Source organism: Aeromonas sp. R5-4, from assembly GCF_040908215.1.
GTDB classification, from domain to species: domain Bacteria; phylum Pseudomonadota; class Gammaproteobacteria; order Enterobacterales; family Aeromonadaceae; genus Aeromonas; species Aeromonas veronii.
In genome coordinates this window covers 36,781-55,559 of the sequence record NZ_JBFODG010000032.1, presented here as the reverse complement: position 1 = coordinate 55,559, position 18,779 = coordinate 36,781, and the positions used below count along the sequence as shown (strand labels likewise).

The following is an 18,779-nucleotide window of genomic DNA, read 5'->3' as shown; positions in this document are numbered from 1 at the left end:
CCCTTACTCTGGCACCTTGCGGCGGCCAAACCCCAGTTGCACTTTTTGCGCCACTCTTGCCATCCCACTCGCCAGCATATTGCGACCTCTGGCAAGGAGTCGTTGCCCCGCCCAATGAATGAGTGGTCGGAAGGGTGTGGGGGCCGTTGCGTGCCAACGACCAGCCAGCGCGGCGTCCCAAACCGCCGTGACCTCGTCAACATAGCGCGCCACCGTGAACAACTGTGCGGCACGCAACTTAGCGGCCCGCCCCATTTCACATCGGCGCTGCGGATTGCTCAATTGCCGCCAGTGATCAGCCATCTCGGCCCAATCCCCCGGGGTTGCCAGCAAGCCGGTCACCCCCTCCTCCACCACTTCGGGGATGCCGCCCACCCGATAGGCACTGACCGGGAGCCCCAACATGCCCGCCTCCGCCAACGTCAGACCAAACACCTCCTCACGGGCTCCGGAGACCAGCAGATCCACCCCGCCCCGCAAGATAGCGGCACTGTCCGGCCGCTCGCCCAAAAAGTGGACCCGCTCGGCCACCCCGAGCTCGACAGCCAACGCCATCAATGCTTCCCGCTCCGGGCCGCTGCCAATAATCAGCAACTGAGCCTCCTCCCCCGATGCCATCAGGGCAGCCAGCGAGCGGATCAGCAGATCAATCCCCTTGCGTTTGATCAGGGAGCCAACGGTGGCGATGATCATATCCCCCGGTGGCAAGCCCAGCATGCCGACGACCGGCCAGTGAGCACCGCCATTCAGGCGAGCGGCATCGACCCCGTTGGGTACCCGGATCAACCGATCGGCCGCGCAGCCATCCTGGCGCCAACCGGTCAACACCGGCTCGCTCACCCCGATCAGCACACTTGCCCGATGGACCCGCAAGCTGAATCTGTCTCTGGGCTGATAACGGGCATGGAGGTGGCACACCAGCGGTACCTGCAACGCCCGACAGACCCCCGCCAGCCACTGACAAGGAGCCGCGCTGTTGGCGTGCACCAGCCCAATCTGCCGTTCGGTGATGAGCTCTCTGGCTCGCCGGGAGAGGCACCGATGGGCCGCAAGATCAAAACGGGGCGCCTGCCATCCCAGCAGCAGGCTGAACGGCTCGACCATGGTTTCTACCCCGAGGGTGGCCACCTCTGCCGCCAGCGTCGGGCTATTGCACCAGAGCAACGGCGTAAAGCGGCTGCGATCGAGGTGGGCCAGCAGATCCAGCAGGCAGCGTTCGCTGCCGCGGATCCAGTCCTCTCCGTAGTGAACCAGCAAAACAGGGGTTGCGTTCATCCTCTTGCTCCCTTTGGTAGCACTGCCGGCAACCGGGTTGCCTCCTGATGATCCTCAGAGGTGGCCTTCACCTCTCTGGCCGCCTGCTGCACGTACTTGATGGCGGCGACGGCCAGCGCCAATTCCAGATAGATGGGCCAGGTAAAGCCCTGGGTCAGGAAGGATCCCGAAATCACAAACCCAACCATGCTGGCCATCACCCCCTGCATCGCAGTGATCACTGCAGGAGGCATGCCAGCAAGCTGGCAACGCCAGCCACCGCGCAGGGTCACCGCCACCATGCCGATAAACAGCGCCAGCCCGACAAAGCCGGTTTCAGCCAGCACCCCGAACCAGGTGGAGTGCACCGCATGATTGAGTCCATCCCAATGGGGGCTGTAGAAGAAGTAGTTGTAATAGAAATTGGACAAGCCCACCCCCACCAGCGGATGGCCCAGCGCCATGCCCCAGGCCGCTTGCCAGGCGTAGATCCGCCCCATGGCCGAGGCATCGACCCCGCTCTCGGCGGCGCCGCCAGATGCCCGATCGCTGATCCCGGCGGCGGCAAACAGCACCACCAGCGCGACCATCCCCATCGAGATCAGCAGGGTTTTCGACTTCACCCGCTGCCAGGCAAACAGGCCGCTGACCGCACACACGCCAAGCAAGCCGCCGCGGCTCTGAGTGGCGATAATGGCGGCCGCAGTCAGCGCAAAGCCGAGCCCACCCAGTAAACGCCCCCCCACCCCATTGCCCTGATTGAGCAGCAAGCTCAGCGAAAAGCCGGCAGGAAAGAGCAGCACCAGCGCCAAATCGTTGGGATCCCCCAGCACAGAGCCCAGCTCGCGCCCTATGGTCACCCGGGTGCCCTCCACCAGCCCAATTCCGCTCGCCTTGTTGTAGAGGGCCACCAGCGCCACCAGACAGCCCGCCACCACAAAGGCGCGCACCGCCAGCGCAAAATCCCCCGGAGTGCGCACCAGCCAGGCGGTGGCCAGGGTCATCAGATAGATCTTGCTGTAGCTGCCGGTCCAGGTGGCGATCGCCTCGCCCCGGTTGCTGGCAAACAGCACACCGATGGAGACCATCACAAAGAAGGCCGTCAGCCAGCTCAGTGCTGGACTCCAGTAGGGCTTGGTCCGGCCGGTCAGCAAAATGTGCCAGACCAGCGCGCCGATGGCTGCCAGCGAGAAGAGCAGCGGGATCTTGAGGGGATAGAGCTGAGGGAACACCTCATGCAGCCGAAAAAAGGAGAAAGTGACAAACCCCAGCACCATCAAGAAGGGCCAGCGCAGGGCAAACCAGATGGCGGGAATGGCAAGGCCGAGCACCGGCAACAGCAAGGGATGGGGAAGCCGCCACCAGAGCAGGGCCAGCACCAGACAAATAGCGCTTGCCCAGATGGCTGGCGTTAGACGAGCCATGATCCTGCCCACCATTGGCCGAGCCAGACCATCGCCAGCGCCCCGAGGGAACTGGCCCAGAGGGTCGAGAGGCGATACGGCAGCGGCAGCAACCGCTGGCTCACCAGATAAAAGGCCAGCGCCCGCACCAGATAGACCAAAAGCAGAGTCCAGATCACCCCGGCAACCCCGAAGGGGGGGATGGCGAGCAGAAAGCCTGCGACCCCAAGAGCGCTGCAGCCCAGATTGATCACCATCTGGGCATTGCTCTTCTCGCCGCTAAAGCAGCCGACATTGAGCAAGTCCGAAACATTGCGCACCGCCATACCCAGCACCAGCAGCGGAATGTAGGCGATCGCCCCGTGATAGCTCTCCGGTGTCAGCCAGCGAATGAGCAAGGGGGCGGTGAGCCCGACAATCCCCGCGGTGACAAACCCCAGCACCGACCCCATCACGCTGTAGTGGGCATTGAGTCGCAGTCCATCCGGTTCGCGCAGCAGCATGAAACGGCGGGGATACCACCAGAGGGCAAAGGGTTGCAGCAGAAGTCCCACTGCCAGCGCCAACTTGCCCGCAACAGCGTAGTAAGCGAGCAACGCCTCTCCCACCACATCGGCCAGCAGCCAGCGATCCAGTCCGCTCAGGGCAAAACCTGCCAGCCCGCTCACCACCAGGGGCAATCCATAGCGCAGCAGCGGCCGATAGTGCTGCCAGTCAAAGCGGATCCCGCTATCTCGCCACTGCCAGAGACTGAGCAGCAGCGCCAGTGCAACGCAGGTCAGGGTGCCGGAGGCCAGCACCCCGCTCACGCCCCAACCGAGCCAGAGCCACCAGCCGGTCAGCACCGACTGGATCACCGCCTTGCCTGCGGTCGCCACGAAAAAGAGCCGGGCCTGATTGCGCATCCGCAGCCATGCAAGTGGCACGCCGATCACCCCTTCAAACGGCAGGGCGCAAAGCACCCAGCGCACATCCGCAAGGCGGGTTTCCACCGGCAGCCAGGCTTGCACCACAGGTGCCAACAGCCAGAGCAGCACCAGACTGGCCAGGGCGATCAGCCAGACCAGACCAAACATGCGGGCCACAACCTGCTGGCGCTCCTGCTCATCTTTCGCCAATCCGGCAAAGCGGTAGAGGGCATCCACCAGCCCGAAGCCCAAAATAAGGGAACCCAGATTGATGAGGGTCAGCAGCACCTCCAGCTGGCCGTATTCACGAGGCAGCAGCAGATGGGTCAGCACCGGCAGCATCAGCAGGGAGATCCCCTTCATCAGGAGCAAGCCGCCGGCGTAATAGAGCATGGCAATCTGGTTCACACCAAGTTTCATAGGGCCTCCCAGCCACCCGAAGCATCCCGCTCCGGATCAGCTACCGCTAATGCAAAGCCCACGCCACTCACTCCCGCCCAGAGACGATAGCTTCTCTGCGCGGCTTAACCGGCCTGAACAAGCCCAGAATGAGACTGGCATTTGCGTTTTGCACAACGCTGGCTGCAAATTGCACCAACCAGCGCAATCTGCCCCTCCTCTTAGCCCCATTTGGCCCGATCACGCTGGGGCCGTCCTGTTGGCCCGATCCCTGCTTTCTGCTTAGCGAGCAACGGACTGCACCAGAGGGAGAGGTCGCCATGAACACCATCAACCTGCACAGGATGAAAAGCTGGGCCAAACAGGGGGAAACACCACTGGCTCGCCGGGTATGGCGACTGGCCAAAAGTGCCCGCCACTGGTCATTCCCCGTGATCCCTCCCCTGCATCGGCTGCTGTATCGGCTCTATCTGCTGGGCAGCAACGCGCTGGCAACCCTGACCCGCACCCTCTGGTGGACCCCCTTGTTTCAATCTCGCCTCACGGCCCCCGCCCCGCGCCTCTATCTCTATGGCGGCATCCCCTATATCAGCGGTCCGGTCACCATCGAAATTGGTGCCGACTGCCGCCTCAGCGCCGCCATGACCATCAGCGGCCGCGCATCGAGCCAGACACCAAGGCTGGTCATTGGCCGCAATGTCGGGATTGGCTGGCAAACCACCCTGGCGGTGGGCAGCAAGATAGTGCTGGGGGATAACGTCAGAATTGCTGGCCGTGCCTTTCTGGCGGGCTACCCGGGGCACCCGGTCAACGCCCGCGATCGCGCCCGGGGCCTGCCGGATCGCGATGAACAGGTGGGGGCCATTGTGCTTGAGCAGGATGTCTGGCTTGGCACCGGGGTGATGGTGATGGCCGGCGTCACCATAGGCGCTGGCACCATTGTCGCCGCAGGCAGCGTCGTCACCCGGGATCTGCCCGCAGGTGTGTTGGCAGCGGGTGTACCGGCCACCGTACTGCGCCCTTTGCAGCCACAGGATCACAGCGACCCCGCACACGCTTCGGAGACCTTTGCATGAAACCACACACACTGCCGCAACTGGTGGTATTGGGAGAGGATTGGGGCCAGCACCCCTCCAGCACCCAACACCTGATCAAGCGTCTGTTGCCCGATTATCAAGTGCTCTGGGTCAACTCCATCGGCATGCGCTGTCCCCGCTTTACCCTCCATGATCTCACCCGTATTGTCCGCAAACTGGGGGCCGTGCTGCGCGGCGCGCGCCATTCTGGCAGCCAATCGGTTGCGCCATCCGAAGCCAGCAGCCCCCGGGTTCTGCCGCCGCTCGCCTTGCCACTGCCGGGCAGTCGTCTGGCGGGCAAAATCAATGGCCACTGGCTGGCGGCGCAGATCCGGCGCCAGTTGCCCGAGCTGGATCGCCCCTTGCTCTGGATCTCCCTGCCCAGCGCCGTCGATCTGATTGGCAAGCTCGAAGAGCGGGCGGTCATCTACTACTGCGGCGATGACTTCTCGGCGCAGGCAGGAGTGGATCATCAGGCCATCGCTCACTGCGAGGCCCGACTGGTGGAAAAAGCGGATCTCATTCTGGCCGCCAGCCCCGCGCTGGCCAGCCGCTTTCCCCCCCATAAAACCCGGCTCCTCAGCCACGGGGTGGATCTCGAGCTGTTTATGCCCCCCAGAGAGCGGCCGGCGGATCTTCCCTCCGGCCGCCCCATTGCCGGATTTTACGGCAGCCTGAGCGACTGGATTGATATCCCCCTGCTGGCAGAGACGGCGGCCGCCCTGCCCCATTGGGATCTGGTGCTGATTGGCCCGGTCCAGACCGATATCTCCCCCCTCAAGGGGCTCCCCAATATCCATCTGCTGGGGCCCCGTCCCCATCACACGCTGGCGGCCTATGCCCAGCACTGGCAGGTGAGTCTGCTGCCCTTTGTCGACAACGCCCAGATCCGTGCCTGCAATCCATTGAAATTGCGCGAGTATCTGGCCGCAGGGCGCCCCATCGTCAGCACCGATTTTCCGGCTCTCGATGGCTATCGGGATCAGATCCAGCTGCCCCACGATGGAGAGAGCCTGGCCCAGGCCATCAACCGGGCCGCCTTTGATCAATCCAATCCGGGCTGGTTTCAGGAGAGTGGCTGGGAGGGGCTCACCCGCAGCGAAGGGCGCCACACGCGCCAACAGCAGGTGGCCCTGCAAAGCTGGGATCACAAGGCTGCCGAGCTGAACAACTGGTTAAAGGGGCTGCCCGGATGAGCAGAGGGCTCTGGCTGGTTATCCTGCTCTGCGCCAATGCAGCGATGGGCGCCACCCGGCTGGAGGGGCAGACCCCGCTGCCCCTAACCAGTAACCAGACACCCCAGCGGCTCGATCTGAGCACCCACAACTGGCCAATAGGCAGCGATGATGAACTGGTGATCGAGGGCCATAATCCCAGCGCCCACCCGCAAACCCTGATCCTGCGTATCGACGATGAGGCCTCGGTCAACTACCGCAGCCGGGTCAATCTGGAGCGGATTGTCGCCCCCGGCCCCTTCACCCAGCGCTTTGCCTTGAGCGAGTGGCGCACCAGCCAACCCAGAGCGCTGGCGTTGGACAAACTCACCAAGCTCTATCTCTTTATGGCCGATAACGCCCCCTCAATGACCATTCACCGCTGGTACTGGCAGCCCGGTCTGACTCTGCCTGAGGGCTCCATTGCGCTGGATCTGGGGGCGGCGGCTGCGCCCCGCTTTACCGGCTTTGAGGCCCTGAGTCCGGGGGATCCCCGGCTGATTGGCCACCCCACCCCCATCTTGCGCCCCTCCGGTGATGCCCTTGTGCGCGATGGACTGCGCAATCTCGACGGAGTGCGACTGGACCTGGCCAAAGGGCGCTACCAGCTCACCCTCTGGCTCGATGACCCCGGTGAATGGGAGTACCTGCCCCACCCCTTCGAGCGCAGCGTGCTGGTCAATGGCGAGCCCATCTGGGCCGAGCAGTGGCAACCGCAGGAGTGGCTCACGCAGCGCTATCTGGCGGGACAATCTCGCGAGGCACTGCCAAACCCGGATCCCTGGCAGCTGTTCGGGGCACGACAGGGCGGCCCCGTTCATGTCACTCTGAACCACCCCGGCGGCCCGATCACTATCACATTGGTGGGTCACTCACCGGATGCCAAATACCTGGCGGGGCTGCTGCTTGCCCCCTATCCGGCCCCCACTAGCAAAGAGGCTCTTCCGAATAGTGGAAAAGATCTCGCCGTATTGGCCGACGCTACCGCAAGCGTGCTGACCAAGCAGCGCCAGCTGTTTTTGGAAAAATGGACTCTGGCCCCCTATTCCCCAGCCCCAGCTTCGCAGCAGCTGAGCCTCACGCCGATTACGGATGCCGCCCCAACCCTGCAGATCGCCCCGCTATCTGCAACCGATGCGTTGAAGCAAGCTGCGCAACCGGTGCTGGCCGCCCGTGGCAGCCAGCTGTTGCTGGAGTTTGCCATCCACGCCGCCACCGACGATCCGGCCCCATTGCTGGTGATCCAGCCCCCCGAACAGGCAGGATCGCCGCTGGCGCTGACCCCCTATTACGGCAAGTGGCATCTGGTTCGCCCGCAGGCGAGCGGCACCCTGCTAGCCCCCTCGGATCAGGAGCTGGTCGAGGGGATCGCCGGACTCACCCTGCTGGCAGGCGTACCTCGGCGTCTGGTACTGCAGATCACCGTCCCACGCGATGCGCCTGCCGGTCACTATCTGGGCAATATTCAGCTGCTCAGCCAGCAGCAACTGGTGCAGTTACCGCTGACTATCGAGGTGCTGCCGCTGACTCTGCCCGCGGCCAGCAAGCCGGTCGGCATCTATGTCGAAGCCCCCCCGTATCTGAATTGGCTGAACCCCGACCCCGAGGCGCTAAAGCAGCAGATCGCAGAGGCCAGTCGCTGCGATCTGGAGCGGCTCGCCAAACTCGGGATCAGCGGCCTTTCACCCGCCCTGCCACAGGATGAGGCGGGGATGCGGGAGATCATGGGAGAGGCGGCCGGGCTCGGCTTTGTGCCGCCCCTGCTGGCCTATACCCCGCTCAAGCGCTGGGGGAGTGACCCTGCCAGCCAGCTTGATCAGTGGCAGGCGCGGCAACAGGCACTGACCGCCAGCGGCTTGCCCCCGCTGGCATGGAGCCTGTTTGATGAGCCGGATCTCGCCACCCTGCCCGCCATCACCAGCCTGGCGCGGGAGATGAAACGGCGGGATCCGGCGGTGATCCGCGCAGGCCACTTCAATCATCCGGGTCAAGTTGGTCTGCTGGCAGAGGTGGAGATTGCCCTGATCAACGCAGGTTTTGGCGCCGACAAGGCCGATGTGGCCCGGGTGCGCCAACACAAGGTCACCACCTGGTTTTACAATCTGGGCACCCCGAGAGCCGCCGGGTTCTATCTGTGGCAAAGCGGCGCCGAGGGCTATTTGCAGTGGCATGGCCGCATGCCCACCGCCCTGCCCTATGACCCCACCGATGGGCGGGAGAGCGACTTTATGCTGCTCGGCCCGCAAGCCTGCGAGGCGCACCGCCTCTCTCACGATCTGTTGCTGTTGCAGCAAGCCATCGAAGATCTGCGCTGGCTCGCCTGGCTGGAGCAGGAGGCCCGCTATCAGGTGGAAGCCGCCCTGCTGCTGGAGCGTCTGCGGGATCAGCTGCCGACCCGCTGGCAGGTGGCAGAGCAACAGCCCTCTGCCGCCTGGATCCAGTGGCGCCGCGAGATTGAACAACTGGCCAAGGGATTGAAAACATTGCAAACTGGTGCCAACTCATCCTCCTGAAGTGACTGCGTATGGCCAACCAGACTCCCCGCTCCACAGCCAAAGACAGCGCCCTGCGCCGCCTGTTGCCTCTGATGCTGCCGCTGCTGTTCCTCACCGGTTGCGCCCGTCAGGAGCCGGTCAATGAGACCCTGCCGATCCTCAACCAGTTGCGGGAACAACAGCTGGCCGAACAGCCCCAACTGCAACTGCAGTACCAGCAAGCGGAGACGCAACTGCCAGCGGCTCAGGAGCAGCTGCTGCATCAGTTTTTAGGACGCAAGGATCCGGCCCGAATTGCGCTGGTAAGCGGCCCCGGGCTGCAAACCGACATGCTGGAGAGTGCGCGGATGGCGAGCGTGCGGCTGACTGCCCTCACCCGCTTGCTGGGAGCTCGCGCCATTGAACTGGAGCCCCGCTATGACCCCATGCTGGCCCCCAATACCTTGCTGATCCGCATTCTGCCAAACGGTGAATCGGGGGCGGTCACCCCAGCGGCGGCGCAATAAGGCCGAGGCAAGAGGTTGGCAAAGCCACCCGATAGAGGGGATAAGGGGCCAGCCCCCACAACTTGCGCCAACCCTGGGTAAGACGGTACGAGAGCAGCGGCGGGCTCTGGTGCAGCTCGCCTAAAAACATCACCCCCTGACTCATCCCTTCACCCGCCAGCGTCACTGACATCGCCTCGCTATCCGGCGCCACCAGCATGGCCTGCAGCAGGCCATCACAACGAGGATGGGCCAGCTGATAGCTGACATAGGTGCCGCCCAATACTGGCGTAGCCACCCGCAAGCGCCATCCCAACTGGACCAGCTCCAGCAGCATGGGCTTGGCTCCCTCGTTAACTGCCCGGTTCTGATAACGCCAGCCCATGGCGGCAGCACTGAGCAGCGCCACCAGCAACAGCAACAGATATCCCCTAGATAGATGCATCACGGCGTCCCCGGATAAAGAGGATGGTCATCACCAACAACATGATGGCCCACTGGTAGAGCTGGGCCAGCGAGCCGGTATGCAGCCAGCCGTACCAGCGCAGATCCAGACTCATCAGCACCAACCGCAGCTGATTGGCCCCGATATAGAGCAGACAAACCAGCAGCAACATGGGCCACTGCCGGTAGAGGGGCCGATCCGGCGCCAGCCAGGAGCAGGAGACCAGCCAGGAGAGCATCACCAGATAGAGCTGAGAAAACGAGGAACACCCCTTGAGCACAATCAGCGCATGGCCCCCCAACCGCTCGATGCGATTGCCATCAAGGCGAGTCTCCCAGCCAAGCAGTTGCAACCACTGGCCCACCCCCCAGGCATCGAGCGCCAGCACAGGGCCGGAGAGCAACGCAAACACCTGCTGCCCCCACAACACCGCCACGGTAAAGGCGAGCACAATCTGCAACACCGCCCGCTCATCGCCACTCTGATGACGGCGCCACAGCGAGGCCACCAGCAACAGACAGGCCAGCGCCTTGCAACTGGCGCTGGGGATCAGGATCAGCAGGATGAACAGGGCGAGCGCCAGTGGATGCGGGCGCCAGCTCGGTGCAACCCGCGATGCAATTTGCCACCAGATAGCAATCAGCAACACCACCAGCAGGTTGAAGTGGCCCATATTGAGCCACACCATGCCCCACTGATTGGCCAAACCAAGTAGCAGCCAGTTGGGTGCCCACTGCCAGGGACGGATCTCCATCGCAACTCCTGCCGGTTATCAGCGCTTTTGACCGCTGTCGCAAGTTCCATGCCTGCCCTGCCTCACCCGGACCAAGCCAAGTCAGAGGATGCAACAAAGCTGGCACGCTTTATTCATTCCCCCTGCTGGCACTAGCGCCAAGGAGAAGGAGTGGGCAATGAAACTCAAACCGTTGGCAGGGCTGCTGGGGATGTTGTTGGTGACCTCCCCCGCATACGCCTTGACCGAAGTCGATACCGAACTGCAACTGCTGATGGATGTGTCGGGCAGCGTCAGTTCATCGGAATTCAATCTGCAATTACAGGGCTATGTGGACGCCTTTTACAGTCAGGATGTACAGAGCGCCATCCTCGACACCAGTGGCGACAAGCTGGGGTCCATTGCGGTACAGATGGTGATGTGGAGCGGCTCGACCCAGCAGAGCGTGATGACCGACTGGTTCCACCTCTACGACATGACCTCCATCAACAACTTCGCCGCCACCCTGGATGCCCTGGTCCGCCCCTATGCGGGGATGACGGCCCCCGGTTCGGCCATGGCCTTTGGTGCCCAGCAGTTTGATACCAACAACTACACCGCCGCCCGCCAGGTGATGGATGTGTCAGGTGACGGTATCCAGAACAACGGGCTGGATACCTCTACCGTGCGGGATCAACTGCTCGCCTCCGGCATCGATACCATCAACGGCATCACCATAGGTCAGGACTATGCCGATGGGGTACTGCAAGAGTGGTATGTGGAGAACGTGGCGGGCGGTCAGGATGCATTTGTGATCAATGCCACCACCTTCGCCGACTTTGGTAATGCGCTGGAGCTCAAACTGGCGGCCGAAATTGAGGGGGGCATTATTCCGGAAGGGGCACTGGCCGCCCCCATCGAGGAGATCCCGCTGGCCGCCCAGCTGCTTCTTGGTATGCCGCTACTGCTGGCCTGGCGCTATCAGCGCCGATCTCAGGGCCGTCCGCAGCAAGCCAACTGGCAACAATCGCCAGCTATCGGCTAGTTAATCACCCCGTGTGTTGCGATTAGGGAGCTATGGCTCCCTGATTTTTTGCCGCAAAATCGCTCAAAATACATTCAACTAGATGAAGTAGAAAAAAAGATCATATAGCGTATATAATTTTTATTATTTTCTATAGTTGCAAAAAGTATTTACTAGCAACTTTCCACCCAATTTTCCCCATCATTAAAATACAACTCCACACTCATATTTTCATCCCAGCAATCCGGATGAGGAACAAATGCCAAATAGTAATTAGCATCATTAAAAGAAACAGACCCATTTAATTTATCCAAGGCCCACTGCTGAATTTTAGCGCTTTGAGGAAGAACTAACAGCTTATTTTTTGATCGAGCCATAACCAACTTACTGAAATCTATTATAGATGCACGGCTATTATTTTTTTGAAATTCACTTTCAATAGCCCACTCCATACACTCGACATATACTAGCTGTTTATTTTTTGATGCTGAACATATTGTTCTTACACCTACTACACTAATGTCAAAAAGCAATTCATTTAGTTTGAAATCTTTTTTATTACCAACATAATCTGCTGAAAAAACTCTGTATCCAATCTTGTCATATTCATCTCTGAATGACTCAGCAAGGTATTTCACCCAAGCTTTGCTCCTGATAGAATTAAGAATTCTAGGTTGAACAGAATTAAATTGTTGACTTTCCCTGAATGCTTTATCTAAAGAATTCTCTAATCTCTCTAAAAGCATCAATCCCTCCACCAATACAGAATTAACATTCATAATACAGCTAATTATATTTGCGAAGCGTAATCAAATACGCGAGCAGTCAGGCGTACTATTCAAATACTACATTTGCGTCATTTCCTTTGTTTACTGAAAGATGAAGTACAGGAAATGAAGCCTCGCCAGCAATGCCTCCGATGATTTTTTGTGTTTCTATTGCTGCAAATACGAATATATTCATTTCGCGTAAAGCCCTTATTTCTTTATCCAACGATTTAGATGCATCGATCCTTTCAATTGGCTCTAACTCATTAGCAATTTCAGCCCAATCTTTGACGTTTTGTATAAAGGTAGCAACCAAGTCTAACTCTTCATCAGTGAAATCATTACTATAATCAATGTAGAAACCATATGAACCAGCAGCTAAATTAAATAGCCCCTTCCCTGTACCCATAATTGGCAACTTTAGAGGAATTTTTTCCTTGGTTCTTTTTAATCGTATTTCAGATGTTTCTGGATATTCTTTTAGTCTATCCTCAACCCATCTCTCATGACTAGACTTTATTTCCCTTAATCGTTCCAAAGTATAGGTTTCAACCTGACTATCTATTTGTTTATGATGATTTCTACATAGAAGGATGAGATTTGACACATCATCAATCATATTCCTAGGAAAGGCAAGATTACTTCTTGGCCCTGCTGGAGCACCAGAAATAATATGACATTCTTCTCCGATGACCGATTCACTATCTATTTCATTACCACCCAGAACTAAAACATGCCTACATATAGCACATTTATTTCCAGATTTCCCCCAAAGAACTTTACGATTTTTATCTGAAATTGTCACAGCCCCCCCTTAATTCATAGCATCTTGGTTAAATGACCGAGTAAAACGGTCACAATGCATGAATCAATTAAAATTTTCATTGTTTTTTGTGACACGAAAAGCCATGTTTCCATGCACAGAGAGCTCATTGAGCTTAACTTTTAAATTGGAAATGTGGCCAAATTTTGTTGAGAGCTCTTCGATATATAGATTTCCCAAAGAGTTGAGGACATCAGAGCAAGCTATAAAAGCGGTGTCGTTATAGATCTCTGTCACTACAAACCAATGTTCTGGGTTACAAATAATCACTACTGAATCATCATCAATTAGTGACTGCATATTTTTTCTGTTGGTTTTATAGAGTTTTAATGTAAATACCTCATCGGCAAGATCATTAATAAATCTTTGTGCGACTTTTTCTAGCTTTTCTCCGTCATCATCGAAAGCAAGCGTTCCGACATCTTGGCGAAGAAAAAGCTGAGAATTTGGAAGTAATTCGATTGCATCAGACCAATTTTCAGGTGTAACATTACTATTTAAAGAAATAACTGCATTAGCGATGGAGTATAGAAAACAAGCTCCATCAAGATCTCCCTGAGATTTAATTTTTCGCTTCACTGAACCCCCTACTAAATGTCCTAACAAAAATTTTATAGAATTAGCTATTAATCTAATTGGTAGAACCATCCACCTAATTATGTCCAGTCACACATCATTTCCACCAAAAAAAGTTTAAAAAACTATTTAATTACCAACCAGTTTCTGAATTAAAAACTTAATATCAATATCTTAAGCCTGCCTCACTTGTACCACTGGATAAAACCACAGTCAACAAACGGAAATAGAAAATGAAGCCTATATCTTCTTTTATTGGCTTGCCGCGATGTTTACTCCACCATCCGTACAATATAAAAAAGGCCTTATCACAAGGCCTTTTCAGAAATATCCAGATTCAGGCTGATAGCCCGTTTTTACGGCAATCAACCCGGTTCTGGTGACAAGGGTAACACCTGCCCATCCAGCGCCTGATCACTGTTGGATGGATAGTCCGGCACCGGCTCGCAGTAGGGAATGCGGCTTAGCACCGGCGCCTTGACCAGGGCGGCCAGTTGATCGGAGCGGCGCAGGCTGGCATCAGCCAGTTCGGCCACCAGCGCCAGACCGCAGCCGAGCCCCAGTCCGCCAACAATGCCCGCCAGCAGAAACAGCCAGAGCGGGTAGTTGCTCGGCTTGCTGGGGGCGAAGGGTTTGTCGATCACCTTGATCCGCTCCCCCTGCTCGAAGTTGCCCAGATCGCCGGTCACCTTGGCCTTCTCATAGCGCAGCAGCAAATCCTGATAGAGAGTGCGTTTGACCGCCAGATCCCGCTCCAGCTCGGCGAGTTGGCGCTCGGTATCCCCCAGGGAGTCGACCACCTTGTCCAGCCCATCGAGCTGGCTCTTCAGGCCGGCGGCGTTTTGCTCCGCCTCCGTCAGCTGCGTCTGGGCCAATTGCCACTCGGGCCCGCGGGCCATATCCGGCTGGGATTTGAGCTGCTCAAACTCCTGCTGCAACTGGTCAATCTGATAGCGCAGACTCTGCACCTTGCTGTGCTCGTCGCTGTAGCGAGCCCGCAGCAACACCAGCTCGGTGCGCATCAGCTGCAGCTTCTCATCCAGTTGGCGGGCCAGCTGGCTCTCCTGCCCCAGCGATAGCTGATCGACCCGGGCCTTGGCCTGCTGCAGGGTGATCAGGCTCTCGGCATAGCGCTCCTGCAAACCATAGAGACGGGCGACGTTGGTACTCTGCTGCTGGGGCAAGGCGCTGGCATGCTCCCGTTTAAAGTCGGCGAGCAGCTGCTCGGCTTCTTGCAGTTCGCTGCGGCGGCTGTCGAGCTGGCTTTGCAGGAAACGTTCGGACGATTCCGCCGACTGGCGCCCCTTGCTAAGCAGGTTGAAGAAAAAACGCCGCGAAATAGCTTCGAGCAAACCGGCGCTGTTGGCCGCCGAATCCGCCTTGACCTTTATCTCGATCACCTCATCGCCAATCAGCCGCAGCGAGACGGCACTCGAGAGCCAATCCATGATGGCATCGCGCTGAGCTGGGGGGGTCTCGTCATTGACCAGGCCACGATCCCGCGCTACCCCGTCCAGCACATAACGGCTGCGCAGCAGGGCTTCGAGCACCGCAAAGCGATCCTTGAGACTCTCCTGAGTGATCAGATCCTTGAGGGTCGGGGTCTGGTTGGCATCTTGCGGCACCATAAAGGTGGTGCGGCTCTCATACTCCTTGGGGGTGAGCAGGCCGACCGTCACGCCCACCAGCGGCATCACCAGTACCGGGATCACCAGCAGATAGCGACGGCGCCAGGCTGCAAAGAGAATGATGTAGAGGTTGTAATAGAACTGGACAGGCATGGCATCACTCCCTGAGAAAAGCCCTCCCCCCGCACGATGCAAAGGCAGTGCCACCAGAGGAGCTGATCGTCTCTGTGGGCAGATCGCAAGAGTGGTACAAGATTCGCATTCTCCCGCTATCCGGGGTGTTACCCCTTCCCTTGCCGGAGCGCGAACCATGTTGTCATCAACCCCGTCGCACAAATCCCATCCCCGCAGAAGCTCAATCGTTCAAATCGTGCAGCACCTGCAGCCCGGCGGGCTGGAGACCATGGTGCTCAACCTCACTCAGGCGAGCCCCGCCGAGCAACCGGTGCATATCATCTCCCTCGAAGGGCGCAAAGGGGATGTATTAAGGGCGTGGCCCGCCCTGCGTCCCTTCGCAGGCAATATTCACTGTCTGGATAAGCCCACGGGCTGGTCGCTGGCGACCCTCTGGCGGCTCACCCGGCTGCTGCGCCAACTGAAGCCAGCTGCGGTACATACCCACCATCTGGGGCCCATGCTCTATGGCGGGCTGGCCAGTCGGCTGGCCCGGGTGCCCACCCTGGTACACACAGAGCACGATGCCTGGTATCTCGATGATCCCCATCAGCGCACGCTGGCCCTGTGGGGACTGCGCGCCTTCAAACCCATTCTGGTGGCCGATGCCACGCCGGTAGCCAACCAGCTGCTGGCCAAGCTGGGCCAGCTGTCGCCAACCGTGATCCCGAACGGCATCGATGAACAGCGTTTTGCCCCGGGCGCCGCCGTCCTCGCCCGTCAGGAGATGGGATTGCCGCAAGGGGTCAAACTGATTGGCTGCGCCGCCCGCCTTGAGTCGGTCAAGGGTCACGCCTTGTTGCTGGAGGCGATCCGCGCCCTGCCGCAGGAGGTGCATCTTGCGTTGGCAGGGGTCGGCAGTTTGCAAAATGCGTTGCAACAACAGTGTCAGCAACTGGGGATCGCCCATCGGGTCCATTTTCTGGGGCTGGTCGAAAACATGCCGCGCTTCTATCAGGGGCTGGATATCTTCTGCCTCCCCTCACTGGCGGAGGGGATGCCGCTTTGCGTGCTGGAAGCACAGGCGTGCGGGGTGCCGGTGGTGATGAGCGACGTGGGGGCGGCAAGAGAGATCGTCTGTCAGGCCAGCGGCCATATCCTGTCGGAGCGGGATCCCGGCCGCCTTGCCCAGCTTCTGGCACAAGGGTTGCTGCAGTGCCATAGCCTGCGTGCCGTCACCCGTGAGTTTGTGTGCCAGCAAAGCAGCTTGAGCCGAATGGCTCAGGCCTATCAGCAGCTTTACAGCCGCTGATCAAGCGACCCGATGACCAGAGGAGCATCCCATGGAATGGATCATGATCGTGTTCTGGCTGTGCGCTGTACTGGTGGTCTACCACCATGTCGGCTATCCCCTGCTGCTCAAATTCGGTGGTCGGCAGGCGCGCAAGGTAGCCAATCCACCCCGCCCTCTGGATCGGGGATTCAAAACAGAGGCCGCCGATGAGGCGCTGCCGACCATCACCCTGCTGATGCCGGTCTACAACGAGGCGGCGACCATCGCGGCCAAGCTGCAAAACCTCGCCAGCCTCGATTACCCCGCCGACAAGCTGTGGGTGCATGTGCATTTCGACGGCTGCAGCGACAACAGTTACCCCATTGCGCTAAGCCAGCTCGGTGATCCCGCCCTGCAGCAGTTGCAGATCAGGCTGTTTGATCACCCCCGCAATCGCGGCAAGGTCGCCGTGCTCAACGAGGCCATGACCCGGGTGCACAGCGATCTGGTGGCCCTCACTGATGTCTCGGCCCTGCTGCCCATCGACAGCCTGCTGCTGGCGGTCGCCCATTTTGCTGATCCCAAGGTAGGGGTGGTCGGGGAAGCGTACCGCTTCTGGCAACCGGGCTCCCAGGGCGAGGAGAGTTACTGGCACTATCAAAGCCAGATCAAGCTCTGCGAGTCGGCCCTTGGCGGCATGCTGGGTGCCCACGGGGCCTTTTACATGATGCGCCGGGAGTGCCTCACCCCGCTGGCTGCCGATACCATCAACGACGATTTCATCCTGCCGATGCAGGCCATCGCCAAGGGGTATCGGGCGGTCTATGACAATCGCTGCGCCGCACTGGAGCTGGAAGTTTCCGATGCCGCGCTGGAGGCGACACGGCGCAAGCGGATCGGGGCTGGCAACACCCAGCAGCTGCTGCGGTTGCTGCCCCTGCTGCACCCCAAGTTCGGCTGGGTTGCCTTCAACTTTGCCAGTGGCAAGGGGCTGAGGGTGTTGATGCCGCTCTGCCTGACCCTGCTGTGGCTCTGCGCCATCCCGCTGGCCACCCAATCCCTGCTGTTTCAGCTGTTGCTGGGGCTGCAACTGCTGGGGTATCTGCTGGTCATCTTGATCCAGCTGACCCCTGTGCACCCTTGGCCCAATCTGTTTCGCAAGATCCACTATCTGGTGCTCGGACACTGGTACAACGGCATGGGCACCCTGCGCTACTGCCTGCGCGCCCCCATACGTTTGATGTCACAGGAGAAAGCCGTATGACACACCCCATTCCAAGATTGACCCTGGTGGTCAAACGCAGCATGGATCTGCTCGGTGCCACTCTTGGCCTGCTGCTGACGCTGCCGCTGTGGCCACTGATCATGCTGGCCATCCGGCTCGATAGCCCGGGGCCTGTGTTCTTTCGTCAGCTGCGGATCGGGCGCAGCCACGCCACCCATACCGAGCTCTTTTTCATGATCAAGTTTCGCACCATGCGCGCCGACGCCGAGGCGGCCACCGGGCCGGTCTGGTGTGGCAAGGGGGACAGCCGGATCACCCGCAGCGGCGACTTCCTGCGCAAAACCCGGCTCGATGAGCTGCCGCAGTTTATCAATGTGCTCAAAGGGGAAATGTCGCTGATCGGCCCCCGTCCGGAGCGACCCGGGATCGCCAACCGGCTGGAAGATGCGGTGCCGTACTTTATCGAACGCACCTATGAAGTGGCCCCCGGTATTACCGGTCTGGCACAGGTCAATCAGGGTTACGACGAGTCGCTCGATGATGTGCGCAGCAAGCTGGCGTTCGATCTGGCCTACTCGGTTGCCCTGCTCCACCCCTGGCGCTGGCTGGTGCAGGATGTGCATATCATTGGCAAGACGATCGCCATCATGGTTGGCAAGAAGGGGCGCTAATCCCGCCGCACCAACCTCAACCACATATCAACGCCCATCAGGCCATTGCTACTGCAATGGCCTTTTTTATGGCGCATCCTTGTGGCACGTCCGCGGTGATCACAGAAAAGTCAGCGACCTGATCGCCATCATCTGGCCCCATCCACAGGCCGGATGTCCGCTTGCCCCACCGCAGAAACCCAAGCGTTGCGTGATCACAGAAGCAATCCGCCCCCTGCAACCCCTAACACCGGCACATAAAAAAACGAGTAGCCAGCGGCCACTCGTTTTTGGCGGGTTTCCCCTTG

17 protein-coding genes are annotated in these 18,779 nt (G+C 59.2%); 8 read left to right on the top strand and 9 right to left on the bottom strand.

Going from position 1 to position 18,779, the window contains the following annotated elements; all coding sequences use genetic code 11:
• Window positions 1-3: 3 nt before the first annotated feature.
• From AB5Y83_RS16680 to AB5Y83_RS16670, 3 genes are read right to left on the bottom strand one after another with little or no spacing between them, the layout of a single operon-like run.
• Window positions 4-1,275 carry a glycosyltransferase family 4 protein gene (locus AB5Y83_RS16680; RefSeq protein ID WP_330124601.1) on the bottom strand — a complete coding sequence of 424 codons (1,272 nt, stop codon included), beginning with the start codon at window positions 1,273-1,275 and terminating at the stop codon, window positions 4-6.
• Entirely contained in the window at window positions 1,272-2,678 is a 1,407-nt protein-coding gene (locus tag AB5Y83_RS16675; protein WP_368175563.1) for an O-antigen ligase family protein, read from the bottom strand. Before AB5Y83_RS16675 ends, AB5Y83_RS16680 begins: the two co-directional genes overlap by 4 nt.
• On the bottom strand, window positions 2,666-3,985 hold the full coding sequence (locus AB5Y83_RS16670; protein ID WP_368175562.1) for a lipopolysaccharide biosynthesis protein: 1,320 nt from the start codon (window positions 3,983-3,985) through the stop codon (window positions 2,666-2,668). The genes AB5Y83_RS16675 and AB5Y83_RS16670 overlap by 13 nt, the downstream gene beginning before the upstream one ends.
• A gap of 299 nt (window positions 3,986-4,284) precedes the next feature.
• Between AB5Y83_RS16670 and AB5Y83_RS16665 the strand changes: the two genes are divergently transcribed.
• The 4 genes from AB5Y83_RS16665 to AB5Y83_RS16650 are packed head-to-tail and all read left to right on the top strand — an operon-like array spanning window position 4,285 to window position 9,255.
• The gene (locus AB5Y83_RS16665; protein ID WP_201997830.1) at window positions 4,285-5,040 is read left to right on the top strand and encodes an acyltransferase; all 756 of its coding nucleotides are present in this window, start codon (window positions 4,285-4,287) and stop codon (window positions 5,038-5,040) included.
• The gene (locus AB5Y83_RS16660; RefSeq protein ID WP_368175561.1) at window positions 5,037-6,236 is read left to right on the top strand and encodes a glycosyltransferase; all 1,200 of its coding nucleotides are present in this window, start codon (window positions 5,037-5,039) and stop codon (window positions 6,234-6,236) included. The genes AB5Y83_RS16665 and AB5Y83_RS16660 overlap by 4 nt, the downstream gene beginning before the upstream one ends.
• Complete coding sequence (locus AB5Y83_RS16655; RefSeq protein WP_368175560.1) at window positions 6,233-8,767, top strand: hypothetical protein; 2,535 nt, start codon at window positions 6,233-6,235, stop codon at window positions 8,765-8,767. Before AB5Y83_RS16660 ends, AB5Y83_RS16655 begins: the two co-directional genes overlap by 4 nt.
• An 11-nt stretch (window positions 8,768-8,778) precedes the next feature.
• On the top strand, window positions 8,779-9,255 hold the full coding sequence (locus tag AB5Y83_RS16650; protein WP_368175559.1) for a hypothetical protein: 477 nt from the start codon (window positions 8,779-8,781) through the stop codon (window positions 9,253-9,255).
• Here the strand turns inward: AB5Y83_RS16650 and AB5Y83_RS16645 are convergent.
• Together AB5Y83_RS16645 and AB5Y83_RS16640 are read right to left on the bottom strand one after the other, a co-directional pair.
• Window positions 9,233-9,679, bottom strand: coding sequence for a hypothetical protein (locus tag AB5Y83_RS16645; RefSeq protein ID WP_101530765.1), 447 nt, complete (start codon window positions 9,677-9,679; stop codon window positions 9,233-9,235). The genes AB5Y83_RS16650 and AB5Y83_RS16645 overlap by 23 nt on opposite strands.
• Window positions 9,666-10,433 carry a hypothetical protein gene (locus tag AB5Y83_RS16640; RefSeq protein WP_368175558.1) on the bottom strand — a complete coding sequence of 256 codons (768 nt, stop codon included), beginning with the start codon at window positions 10,431-10,433 and terminating at the stop codon, window positions 9,666-9,668. Before AB5Y83_RS16640 ends, AB5Y83_RS16645 begins: the two co-directional genes overlap by 14 nt.
• A 157-nt stretch (window positions 10,434-10,590) precedes the next feature.
• Here AB5Y83_RS16640 and AB5Y83_RS16635 point away from each other — a divergent pair, with 157 nt between their 5' ends.
• Complete coding sequence (locus AB5Y83_RS16635) at window positions 10,591-11,436, top strand: DUF1194 domain-containing protein (protein ID WP_236290550.1); 846 nt, start codon at window positions 10,591-10,593, stop codon at window positions 11,434-11,436.
• A gap of 152 nt (window positions 11,437-11,588) precedes the next feature.
• Here the strand turns inward: AB5Y83_RS16635 and AB5Y83_RS16630 are convergent, their stop codons facing one another.
• The 4 genes from AB5Y83_RS16630 to AB5Y83_RS16615 all read right to left on the bottom strand — a co-directional run bounded on the left by AB5Y83_RS16630 (window position 11,589) and on the right by AB5Y83_RS16615 (window position 15,362).
• The gene (locus AB5Y83_RS16630) at window positions 11,589-12,161 is read right to left on the bottom strand and encodes a hypothetical protein (RefSeq protein WP_368175557.1); all 573 of its coding nucleotides are present in this window, start codon (window positions 12,159-12,161) and stop codon (window positions 11,589-11,591) included.
• Window positions 12,162-12,249: 88 nt separating this feature from the next.
• Window positions 12,250-12,987 (bottom strand): HNH endonuclease signature motif containing protein, encoded by a 738-nt coding sequence (locus AB5Y83_RS16625; protein ID WP_368175556.1) that lies wholly within the window; start codon window positions 12,985-12,987, stop codon window positions 12,250-12,252.
• Between the two features lie 63 nt (window positions 12,988-13,050).
• Complete coding sequence (locus AB5Y83_RS16620) at window positions 13,051-13,653, bottom strand: hypothetical protein (protein WP_368175555.1); 603 nt, start codon at window positions 13,651-13,653, stop codon at window positions 13,051-13,053.
• A gap of 293 nt (window positions 13,654-13,946) precedes the next feature.
• A complete protein-coding gene (locus AB5Y83_RS16615) occupies window positions 13,947-15,362 on the bottom strand; it encodes a GumC family protein (protein ID WP_368175554.1) in 1,416 nt (471 codons plus the stop codon).
• 157 nt (window positions 15,363-15,519) lie between these two features.
• Between AB5Y83_RS16615 and AB5Y83_RS16610 the strand changes: the two genes are divergently transcribed.
• From AB5Y83_RS16610 to AB5Y83_RS16600, 3 genes are read left to right on the top strand one after another with little or no spacing between them, the layout of a single operon-like run.
• Window positions 15,520-16,635, top strand: coding sequence for a glycosyltransferase (locus tag AB5Y83_RS16610; protein WP_368175553.1), 1,116 nt, complete (start codon window positions 15,520-15,522; stop codon window positions 16,633-16,635).
• Between the two features lie 31 nt (window positions 16,636-16,666).
• Window positions 16,667-17,860 carry a glycosyltransferase family 2 protein gene (locus AB5Y83_RS16605; RefSeq protein WP_368175552.1) on the top strand — a complete coding sequence of 398 codons (1,194 nt, stop codon included), beginning with the start codon at window positions 16,667-16,669 and terminating at the stop codon, window positions 17,858-17,860.
• Window positions 17,857-18,492, top strand: coding sequence for a sugar transferase (locus AB5Y83_RS16600; protein WP_005333398.1), 636 nt, complete (start codon window positions 17,857-17,859; stop codon window positions 18,490-18,492). Before AB5Y83_RS16605 ends, AB5Y83_RS16600 begins: the two co-directional genes overlap by 4 nt.
• The last annotated feature ends 287 nt before the right edge of the window (window positions 18,493-18,779 follow it).

Excerpts from the sequence above, each read along its gene's own strand:
- AB5Y83_RS16670 (WP_368175562.1), bottom strand. The coding sequence starts at position 3,985 with ATGAAACTTGGTGTGAACCAGATTGCCATGCTCTATTACGCCGGCGGC.
- AB5Y83_RS16675 (WP_368175563.1), bottom strand. The coding sequence starts at position 2,678 with ATGGCTCGTCTAACGCCAGCCATCTGGGCAAGCGCTATTTGTCTGGTG.
- AB5Y83_RS16615 (WP_368175554.1), bottom strand. The coding sequence starts at position 15,362 with ATGCCTGTCCAGTTCTATTACAACCTCTACATCATTCTCTTTGCAGCC.
- AB5Y83_RS16680 (WP_330124601.1), bottom strand. The coding sequence starts at position 1,275 with ATGAACGCAACCCCTGTTTTGCTGGTTCACTACGGAGAGGACTGGATC.
- AB5Y83_RS16650 (WP_368175559.1), top strand. The coding sequence starts at position 8,779 with ATGGCCAACCAGACTCCCCGCTCCACAGCCAAAGACAGCGCCCTGCGC.
- AB5Y83_RS16645 (WP_101530765.1), bottom strand. The coding sequence starts at position 9,679 with ATGCATCTATCTAGGGGATATCTGTTGCTGTTGCTGGTGGCGCTGCTC.
- AB5Y83_RS16605 (WP_368175552.1), top strand. The coding sequence starts at position 16,667 with ATGGAATGGATCATGATCGTGTTCTGGCTGTGCGCTGTACTGGTGGTC.
- AB5Y83_RS16610 (WP_368175553.1), top strand. The coding sequence starts at position 15,520 with ATGTTGTCATCAACCCCGTCGCACAAATCCCATCCCCGCAGAAGCTCA.
- AB5Y83_RS16620 (WP_368175555.1), bottom strand. The coding sequence starts at position 13,653 with ATGGTTCTACCAATTAGATTAATAGCTAATTCTATAAAATTTTTGTTA.
- AB5Y83_RS16635 (WP_236290550.1), top strand. The coding sequence starts at position 10,591 with ATGAAACTCAAACCGTTGGCAGGGCTGCTGGGGATGTTGTTGGTGACC.
- AB5Y83_RS16600 (WP_005333398.1), top strand. The coding sequence starts at position 17,857 with ATGACACACCCCATTCCAAGATTGACCCTGGTGGTCAAACGCAGCATG.
- AB5Y83_RS16655 (WP_368175560.1), top strand. The coding sequence starts at position 6,233 with ATGAGCAGAGGGCTCTGGCTGGTTATCCTGCTCTGCGCCAATGCAGCG.
- AB5Y83_RS16665 (WP_201997830.1), top strand. The coding sequence starts at position 4,285 with ATGAACACCATCAACCTGCACAGGATGAAAAGCTGGGCCAAACAGGGG.
- AB5Y83_RS16660 (WP_368175561.1), top strand. The coding sequence starts at position 5,037 with ATGAAACCACACACACTGCCGCAACTGGTGGTATTGGGAGAGGATTGG.
- AB5Y83_RS16640 (WP_368175558.1), bottom strand. The coding sequence starts at position 10,433 with ATGGAGATCCGTCCCTGGCAGTGGGCACCCAACTGGCTGCTACTTGGT.
- AB5Y83_RS16630 (WP_368175557.1), bottom strand. The coding sequence starts at position 12,161 with ATGCTTTTAGAGAGATTAGAGAATTCTTTAGATAAAGCATTCAGGGAA.